Here is an 8671-nt window from a genome sequence, read left to right as displayed (position 1 = left end):
GTGTTCGCCTGTGTGAGGTGTGGAGGCAGGCGGCGGGTGTTGGCGGGCCGTGAAGGCAGCAGCAGGGGTGCGCGCGATTGTGGAGCACCTGGGGTTGCCCACGAAGAGTGCGAGCCTGGCCCCGGCGCGACAGCCCCCTCGGGCCGCGTGGTGTTGAGGCTCAAGGGCTGGGGCCCTGTTGAGGGCAGCGGGTTGGATCCGCTCCCTCACTGACCTCATGGCGGTCGATCCGCTGCTCTGGATGGCGGCCTTGGTCGCGCCGTAGAGTGGGCCGCTTGGGCCGGCGTGTGCCCCGAGAGGGCTGCACCGCCTCTCCACCGGCCCCGCGCATCCTGTAAATTGGCCGCCTATTGATCGCACCAACCTGGATTGGATCGCGCGACCAAAAAAATATCTCCTCGAGAGCTGTGCATGGGTGGAGATGCACCCACTCTCCTCCTGATTAGTCGACGAATGTCTCTCAATTGGCCGCATGGGTATGGATGACCCCATCTCCTCGGTGGTGAGTCATCCGAACCCCCCCTCCGCGAGGTCTGGCACTCGCACCTACGTCTCTCGGAACCTCTAAACACATACATGGGGAGCGGCTGAAAGGGCACTTCCGGCCCAGTGGCACTGCTGAATTGCAGCTCTGGCGCGAGACAAGCCCTGGAGTCGGGTCAAACGGCCGGAGGAGGACACTTCGGCCCGCCCATTGCAGAAGGGATCTGGCGGGTAGCGAATCCCTGGAGGCGACCTTGGCTCGTCAGAATCAGCGTTCTTGGATGGTTGGTCTCGGCATGTCGGCCCTGGTGGGCATCCTGAATGCCTGCGGTGGTACCCCTCGGGAGGAGGTCGCGGCCCCTGGGACGTCCGTGTCGGCGATCTCGGAGCCCAGCACCCAGAGCGCGATGCGGGTCTACTCCCCGAACGAGACCTTGGACCCGTCCACCTTCGCTCCCCTGGGCTCGCCCGAGGCGCTGGGCGGAGAGGTGCTCGAGGGGACGCCGGCCCTCTCCGGCCGCATCGACTTCAGCGATCGGGGCATGACGGCCGGCATCTTCAAGGCCACCACGGGCATCGTTCGCATCGTCTTCCCCTTCTCCGAGCACGCCACGATCCTCGAGGGCGAGGTCACCCTCACCGACGAGGCGGGCCAGTCACACACCTTCAAGAAGGGTGACAGCTACTTCATCCGCCAGGGGCAGATCATGCTCTGGGAGGTCAAGGGCGAGCACGTCATCAAGAGCTTCTTCAACGTCACGGAGCAGGTGACGCAGTAGGTGCGCCGTTGAGCTGGACGCTCACGGGCCCACGAACACGCGCTCGACCTTCCCCGTCTTCCCGTTCAACATGACGTCGGCCTCGATGGCATCGCGAACCATCGACAGTTGCTCGGCCGGAATCCTCCGCGAGCGGTACACGACACGCGCACTCCCATTCTCCCCGCAGTGGAGCCGGACATGGGTGGAGGGGTGCTGGGCGAAGTCTTTCTTGAACATGCGCGTGGCGGCCTTGGCGGCCTCGCCGAGGGCCGGCTCCAGCGCGAGAGCACACGGCGCGGATTTGAGCGTGGGACCTTTCCCGCTCGCCCGCTCGAGGCCCCGGGTTCCACCGCAGGTGGTCGCGGTGAGGGGTCCGTGGCCCGTGCTGAAGACCAGATAGCTCTTGCCGACCTCGAAGGGAAAGCCACAGCTCTTGCCTCCCGTCGTCACCACTTCGGTGACTCGCTGGATGCTCCCCTTGTAGAGCCTGCTCACCTCGAACCGGTGGACCTGCCCCGTGCCGTCAGCGCTGGGGGTACTGGACAGCACCGTCCCGGAAAAGACGGTGTCCGCCGCGTTCAGGTCCGCCTTGTCCGAGGGGCTCCTCCGGGGACACTCGCAGGCTTCGGCTTCGGGAACGGCGAGGAGCAGCGCGGCGAGCAGGGCGAGGAATCCAGGCATGGGATGAACACCGCATGCGCCGAGGCAGGTGTCAAACGACTCTGATGTAACTCACTTCTCCGGGATGTCCGTCAGCTTCAGCCGGAACTGCGCCGTCTTGCCCGCCGCGATCGGCACCGACAGCACCCGCCGCTTCCCGTCCTCGCCCTTGAGGATCAGCAGGTGCCTGCCCACCGGCACCGGCTTCTTGATCAACGGCGTCTTCCCCAGCGAGCGCCCCTTCAGGAACACCTCCGCCTCCGGGAGCACCAGCAGCGTCAGCGCTCCCTGCTTCACACTCCTCGTCGTGCTCGGGGGCTCACCGTCGCCGTCCTTCGTCGCCTCGGCTCGCGGATCCTTGCCCTCCTGGGCCTCCGTCGGGGGTTTCGCTTCCACCGGGGGCGGCGCCTCCGCCTCCGCGGTGGCGCTCTCCGACGTCGGTGTGGGTTGCGGCGGCGGGGGCAGCTTCTCACCGAGCCGATCAATGGGCGTTATCGGCGACGGATCTCCCATCACGGCTTCCGGGATCGCGGGATCGCCCGCCTCCAGCAGCCCGAGCAGCTTCACCGCTCCGAACCCCAGACCACCGCCCAGCACCAGCAGCGCCAGGAGCCACGGCCCCAGCCGGCTCGTCCCCGCCTGCTCGGGCTCCCGCTCGTGCCCCGACTTCTCCCGCGCCACCACCCTCCCCGTCGTGAGCACCGAGCGCGATTGCCTCGGCGGCGCCTCGTCCCGCTCCGCCTCGCGCGTCTCCCGAGCCGCGGACTCCACCCCCGCGTCCACGCCACCCCCCAGCATCCGCGCCGTCCCCGAGTCCACGTGCGCGCCCGCCTCGTCCGCGCTCTCCAGCAGCCGGTTCGTCACCTCCATGCGCTCCTGGAAGTGCTCGCGCATGAAGGCCGCGCGCTGATCGGCGTCGAAGAGCAGCGTCCCCGCCGCCGCTTCGATCGCCCGCGCCATCTCCCGCCCGTTCGCGTAGCGACTCTCCCGAGGCCTCGCCAGCGCCTTGAGCACCACCGTCGACACCTGGGACGGAATTCCTGGCACCCGCGCCGAGGGCACCGGGATCGGTGCGTCCAGGATCATCTCCAGCTCCTGGCGCTCGCTCTCCGCCGAGAACAGCCGCTCCCCGGTGAGCAGCTCGTGCAGCATCACCCCCACCGAGAACAGATCGCTGCGGCCATCCAGCGGCTCGCCCCGCACCTGCTCGGGCGACATGTACCCGGCCGTCCCCTTCACCATCCCCACCTGGGTGTTTTCCCGGGCGTCTCGGGCCTTGGCGATGCCGAAGTCCAGCAGCTTCACCCCCCCGTCGTACGCCACCATCACGTTCTTCTGCGCCACGTCCCGGTGGATGACGGGGTAGGGCTTGCCCCCGGGCAGGATGAAGGTGTGCGCGTAGTGCAGCGCCAGGCACACGTCCCGCGCCACCGACAGGCTGAAGCCCAGGGGCAGGCTCTCGCCCCGGCGCCGACACGTGGCGGCGATCTGGTTCAGGTTCTGCCCCGCGATGAACTCCATCGCCAGGAAGAGCCCCTCGGCGTCCTGCCCCAGCTCGAACACGTGCCCGATGTTGGCGTGGTTGAGCGCCGCGGTGATGCGCGCTTCATCCAGGAACATGCGCTCGAAGCGCTCGTTGTCGCGCGCGTCCGGGAGGATCCGCTTGAGTGCTACATACTTGCGAAACCCCCCCGGCCCCGAGGTGAAGCCGAGGAACAGCTCCGCCATGCCCCCCACCGACAATTGGGTGAGCACCTGGTAGCGGCCGATGCGCTGGCCCCAGTGCGGATCCTGGGGGGAGGAGGCGTGCGACATGGGCCGAAACGATAGCCCACCTGCCCTGTGGACGACCTGTGGATGGAGCCGGTGTCCCTGTGGACAACTCCCGCCTCAGCCCACACCCTGTGGATGCCCGGGGATTAGCGCCAACTTCCCCACATGTAGCACGCCTGGGATTCCTCAGTCGTTCCAAGGGGTTCCAGACTTTTCCACAAGCCCACAGCCCCTGCTGTCACTCCTGTTTGATCAATACCTACATTACTCAAGTAAAGAAACAGAGGGCCCTGGGGACTGGGTGGAGTTGGGGAGGGCTGCCCGGTCCGGTCAGTGCCAGGTGCGCGAGAGCGAGACGAGGGTGAGGCGGGTCTTGGAGGCATCCAGCTCGATGCCCACGTCGATGCCCCCCAGGGGAAACTCCATCGTGACGGGACCCTGGCGGGGCAGCAGGCCGCGCTCCTGCCAGGCCTGGACGGCCAGCCGGAAGAGTTCGCCCAGCAGGTGGGTGCGGGTGTCCTGCGCGAGCGAGTCCATCTGCGGTTGCAGCGCCAGCGGCACGTAGACGGTGAAGGCCTGGGTGAGCTGCTCTGAAACAGCGGATTCGATGGAAGCCATGTCTTCGGGCTTTGCGAGAACCGTACCGGCAGTGAACTCCAGGAATTCCGGGGTCTTGCGACACCTCCCCCCGGGGCGGACGGTAGAAACGAAAGTGCCCCCGAGGGTGACCCGGTGAACGGGAGCGGGGTGAGCCCTCTCGCTCCCGGGGAGGGCCAGGGCTATAGCCGGGGCAGGGGTTCACCGATGACGCGCGAGACGAGAGCAGGCGGCTGGGGATGGGTGCTGGTGCTGGTGCTGCTCACGGGGCCGCTGGGGGCCTGCCGTGACGAGCGGCCGCCGTTGGTGGGGTCCTCGGGCGAGGTGCGCTTCTCGCGGCAGGAGGTGGCCTTCGTGGCCACGTACGTGGGTGTGGCTCGGGAAGAGGAGCTGCGGGTGGGCACCGCGGGCCGGGCCTCGGTGCGCGTGGCGTGGGGGACGGTGCCGGCGCCCTTCGCGCTGGAGGGGCTGCCGGAGCGGGTGGAGGCCTCGGCGGAGTCCACGGTGACGGTGCGTTTCGCCCCCACGGCCCCCGGCACCTACGAGGCCACGCTGGTGGGCACCGAGGAGGGAGGCCGCACGGTGACGCTGCGGCTGACGGGCGAGGGCCGGCCGGTGCCCGCCTGCCCCTCGCCGGTGACGTGCCACCGCTTCACCTTCGATGTGGAGAAGGAGCAGTGCGTGGAGGAGGAGGTGGAGGACGGCGCGGCGTGCGATCCAGGCAACGCGTGCGTGCTGGACGCGGTGTGCCAGGCGGGCCGGTGCAGGGGGCGCGAGCGCACGTGCGATGACGGCAACGCGTGCACCACGGACGTGTGCGGCCCGCTGGACGGGTGCCTGTCGGTGCCGGCGCCACCGTGCCCCGGGGACGGGGCCTGCCAGGAGGGGTGGTGTGATCCGGGGGAGGGCTGCAAGCTGAAGCCGGCCGCCGACGGCACCTCCTGCGGCGGCAAGGCGCGCGGGTGCGACTCGGCGGACGTGTGCGTGGAGGGGGCGTGCGTGAAGGCCAACCCTCCGGACGGCTTCGTGTGCGCACCGGCCTCGCCCTGCCAGGGGGAGGGCAGGTGCAAGGGCTCGACTTGCGTGCGGCCGCCGGCCCAGGCGCTGGTGCCGGACTGGACGTACGACGCGGCGGCCCAGGACAAGGAGCTGCACGATCTGCTGGTGGGCCCCTCGGGCGACGTGACGCTGTCGGGCTTCTTCGCGAGGCCGGTGATCGGAGCGACGGAGGACTCGCCGGTGCAGTCCCAGATGACGGCGCGGCGCTGCATGTTGTGGAACGAGCGGCTGCTGTGCATGGACCTGCCCCAGCAGGGGAAGGTGTCGCTGATGGAGCGGACGACGGGAGCCCCGCGCTGGACGTTCGAGCTGGCCCAGGCGCGGCCGGACATCGCCCAGCAGGTCTCGACCCTCTTCATGGCCCGGCTGGCGGTGATGGCGCCGGATCGGCTGGCGGCGCTCTTCGAGGGCTACCCGGCGGGCAAGGATCCGGCCGGGCTGTGCCGGCTGTACTTCCTGGTGGTGCTGGACGCGGCGGGGGGCATGGTGTCGGCGCAGACGCTGGAGGATCCGCTGCTGTCCCGGTGCGACCACCCGCACCCCTTCGGGCTGGCCTCGGACACGGCGGGGGACCTGTACGTGACCTTCTCGCCCACGGTGAACTCGGGGGCGCCGCTGGCCGCGGGCTCGCCCACCCTGGTGATGGCCTTCTCCTCGGACGGGGTGCCGCGCTGGAGACGGACGCTGCCCTTCAACGGAGGCGAGCTGGGGCTGGTGCGGGGGCTGCTGCTGCCGGAGGGAGGCACGGAGCCCCTGCGCACCTCGGATGGCGAGCCGGTGGCGTCGCTGCCGCTGAAGCTGGGGCGGGCGGTGGCCACGCGCGAGGTGGTGGTGCCGAGCCCGGAGGGCGCGACGGTGAACCCGGAGGTGGTGCCGCCCGAGTCCCCGCGACTGCGGGGGTACACGGTGCCCGGGGTGGCGCCGGCGTGGACGTACGAGCTGCCGGCCAGGACGAGCTTCGTCTCGAAGGAGCTGCGGCTGGGGACGTGGCAGGAGGGTGGGGTGCCCCGGACGATGGTGCTGGGCTTCGCGGCGGAGGGGACGTCACCGCTGCTGGTGGGGGTGCGCGCCCAGGACGGGAGCGAGGCCTTCCGCTGCGAGCTGGGGTACACGCCTCGGAGCGTGCCGCAGCTCTTCGAGCTCGGCCCGGGGGCGCTGACGATGATGGACGGGGCGAACCGGTGCGGCGAGTGCGATCCCCCCTTCGCCTACGGCAAGGCGCGCTTCCAGCGCTTCACCCTGCCAGGGCTGGCGCCGGCCGAGGAGCCCTGGCCGGGCACGTTCGGCGGACCGGGGCATGATCACCACGAGGACGGAGTGCACCCGACGGGTTCTCCCCGCTAACGCTCGACTGGACGAAAGGGCGCACCCGGGGGCGGCTGGTGGTATCACTCCGCCGCCATGTCCCAGGCTCCCGCCCCCCTGTTCTCCACGGTCCCCAACGAGATCGATTTCCCCGCTGACGAGCGCCGCACCCTCGCCTTCTGGAAGGAGCGCCGCGTCTTCGAGCAGACGCTCCAGGGCAGGGACGAGGCCCCCGTCTTCGTCTTCTACGAGGGCCCTCCCACCGCCAACGGCCTGCCCCACAACGGGCACGTCCTCACCCGCGTCATCAAGGATCTGTTCCCGCGCTACAAGACCATGCGCGGCTACCGGGTCCCCCGCAAAGCGGGCTGGGACACGCACGGCCTCCCCGTCGAGGTCGAGGTGGAGAAGGAGCTGCGCATCCACGGCAAGGCGGAGATCGAGCGCTATGGCGTGGAGCCCTTCACCGAGCGCTGCATCGAGTCCGTCTTCCGCTACACCAACGAGTGGGAGCGGCTGACGGAGCGCATCGGCTTCTGGGTGGACCTGCCGGAGGCCTACGTCACCTACCACCGCGGCTACGTGGAGAGCGTGTGGTGGGCGCTCTCCGAGCTGTTCCGCAAGGGCCTGCTCTACCGGGGCCACAAGATCGTCTGGTGGTGGCCCCAGGGTGGCACCGCGCTGAGCTCGGGCGAGGTCGGCATGGGCTACCGCACCGTGGACGACCCCAGCGCCTACGTCGCCTTCCCGCTGCGAGACGCGCCCGACACCTCGCTGCTCATCTGGACGACCACGCCCTGGACGCTCCCGTCCAACATGTACGCCGCGGTGAACCCCACCGTGGACTACGTCACCGTGGACGCGGGGGACCGCAAGCTCATCATCGCCGCCGCCCTGCGCGACGAGCTGGCCAAGAAGCTCAAGAAGGACCTGCCCGTCCTCGAGACACGCAAGGGGAGCGAGCTCGTGGGCAAGCGCTACACCCCGCCCTATGACGTGTACGCCGGACGCGTGGGCGACACGGTGCTGCCGCTCGCGGACGGAGGCAAGGACACGCCCGCCTGGCGCGTCATCGGCGCGGACTTCGTCACCCTCACCAGCGGCACGGGCATCGTCCACATCGCCCCGGCCTTCGGCGAGGACGACTACGAGGCCTTCCGCCGCGAGCGCACCCGCTTCGCCAGCCCCGAGGCCCTGGAGATGTTCTGCGCCATCCGCCCGGACGGCACCTTCTCCGAGGACTTCCCCCAGCTCACCGGCCGCTTCGTGAAGGACGCGGACAAGGACATCCAGCGAGAGCTGAAGGAGCGCGGCCGGCTCGTGCTCGTCGAGCAGTACCGCCACGAGTACCCCTTCTGCTGGCGCGCGGATGACGACCCGCTCATCCAGTTCGCCCGGCCCGCCTGGTACATCCGCACCACCTCGGTGAAGGACAGGGCGATCGCCAACAACCGCGAGGTGAACTGGGTCCCCGAGCACATCAAGGAAGGCCGCTTCGGCGACTTCCTCGCCAACAACGTGGACTGGGCCCTCTCACGCGAGCGCTACTGGGGCACGCCCCTGCCGCTGTGGGTGCACTCGGAGACGGGCGAGGTGGAGGCCATTCCGTCGCTCCAGGCCCTGCGCGACAAGCCCGGCGGCAACCTCGCCGCCGTGGAGGCCGAGCTCAAGGCCTTCCTCGCCAAGAAGCCCGGCGCCACCAGTGCCGAGCACCTCATCGTCCACAAGCCGTGGATCGACAAGGTCACCTACGAGAAGCCCGGCACCCCCGGCCGCTTCGTGCGCGTGCCCGAGGTGGTGGATGTCTGGTTCGACTCGGGGTGTATGCCTTTCGCCCAGTGGGGCTATCCCCACGCGGCCGGCTCGCGCGAGAAGTTCGCCCAGGCCTTCCCCGCCGACTTCATCTCCGAGGCGATTGATCAGACGCGGGGCTGGTTCTACTCGCTGCTGATGATCAGCACGTTGGTGTTCGACGAGGAGACGCAGCGGCGCCAGGGCATCACCCCGCGGCGCGACTGGCCGCACCCGTACAA

Annotated in this window: 6 protein-coding genes; 3 read left to right on the top strand and 3 right to left on the bottom strand. The window is 69.6% G+C overall.

Annotated elements, in window-relative coordinates; all coding sequences use genetic code 11:
* Positions 1-779: 779 nt before the first annotated feature.
* The gene (locus tag VF794_RS16185) at positions 780-1262 is read left to right on the top strand and encodes a cupin domain-containing protein (protein ID WP_331111374.1); all 483 of its coding nucleotides are present in this window, start codon (positions 780-782) and stop codon (positions 1260-1262) included.
* 21 nt (positions 1263-1283) lie between these two features.
* On the opposite strand, the gene VF794_RS16180 is transcribed toward VF794_RS16185, so the two are convergent.
* The 3 genes from VF794_RS16180 to VF794_RS16170 all read right to left on the bottom strand — a co-directional run bounded on the left by VF794_RS16180 (position 1284) and on the right by VF794_RS16170 (position 4295).
* Positions 1284-1925, bottom strand: a complete 642-nt coding sequence (locus VF794_RS16180) for a hypothetical protein (protein WP_331111373.1) — start codon at positions 1923-1925, stop codon at positions 1284-1286.
* Positions 1926-1976: 51 nt separating this feature from the next.
* Positions 1977-3719, bottom strand: a complete 1743-nt coding sequence (locus tag VF794_RS16175; protein ID WP_331111371.1) for a serine/threonine-protein kinase — start codon at positions 3717-3719, stop codon at positions 1977-1979.
* Between the two features lie 288 nt (positions 3720-4007).
* Complete coding sequence (locus tag VF794_RS16170) at positions 4008-4295, bottom strand: hypothetical protein (protein ID WP_331111369.1); 288 nt, start codon at positions 4293-4295, stop codon at positions 4008-4010.
* A 186-nt stretch (positions 4296-4481) separates the two neighbouring features.
* Here VF794_RS16170 and VF794_RS16165 point away from each other — a divergent pair, with 186 nt between their 5' ends.
* Positions 4482-6677 carry a tenascin-X gene (locus VF794_RS16165; protein ID WP_331111367.1) on the top strand — a complete coding sequence of 732 codons (2196 nt, stop codon included), beginning with the start codon at positions 4482-4484 and terminating at the stop codon, positions 6675-6677.
* Positions 6678-6734: 57 nt separating this feature from the next.
* Positions 6735-8671, top strand: a 1937-nt coding sequence (gene ileS, locus VF794_RS16160) for an isoleucine--tRNA ligase (protein WP_331111365.1), incomplete at its 3' end; no start/stop codon positions are given.

It is taken from the genome of Archangium sp. (assembly GCF_036389735.1).
Lineage (GTDB): Bacteria > Myxococcota > Myxococcia > Myxococcales > Myxococcaceae > Archangium.
Note: the sequence above shows the minus strand (reverse complement) of the source record. Positions and strands in the feature narration are given on the sequence as shown.

Excerpts from the sequence above, each read along its gene's own strand:
- VF794_RS16180 (WP_331111373.1), bottom strand. The coding sequence starts at position 1,925 with ATGCCTGGATTCCTCGCCCTGCTCGCCGCGCTGCTCCTCGCCGTTCCC.
- VF794_RS16165 (WP_331111367.1), top strand. The coding sequence starts at position 4,482 with ATGACGCGCGAGACGAGAGCAGGCGGCTGGGGATGGGTGCTGGTGCTG.
- VF794_RS16170 (WP_331111369.1), bottom strand. The coding sequence starts at position 4,295 with ATGGCTTCCATCGAATCCGCTGTTTCAGAGCAGCTCACCCAGGCCTTC.
- VF794_RS16185 (WP_331111374.1), top strand. The coding sequence starts at position 780 with ATGTCGGCCCTGGTGGGCATCCTGAATGCCTGCGGTGGTACCCCTCGG.
- VF794_RS16175 (WP_331111371.1), bottom strand. The coding sequence starts at position 3,719 with ATGTCGCACGCCTCCTCCCCCCAGGATCCGCACTGGGGCCAGCGCATC.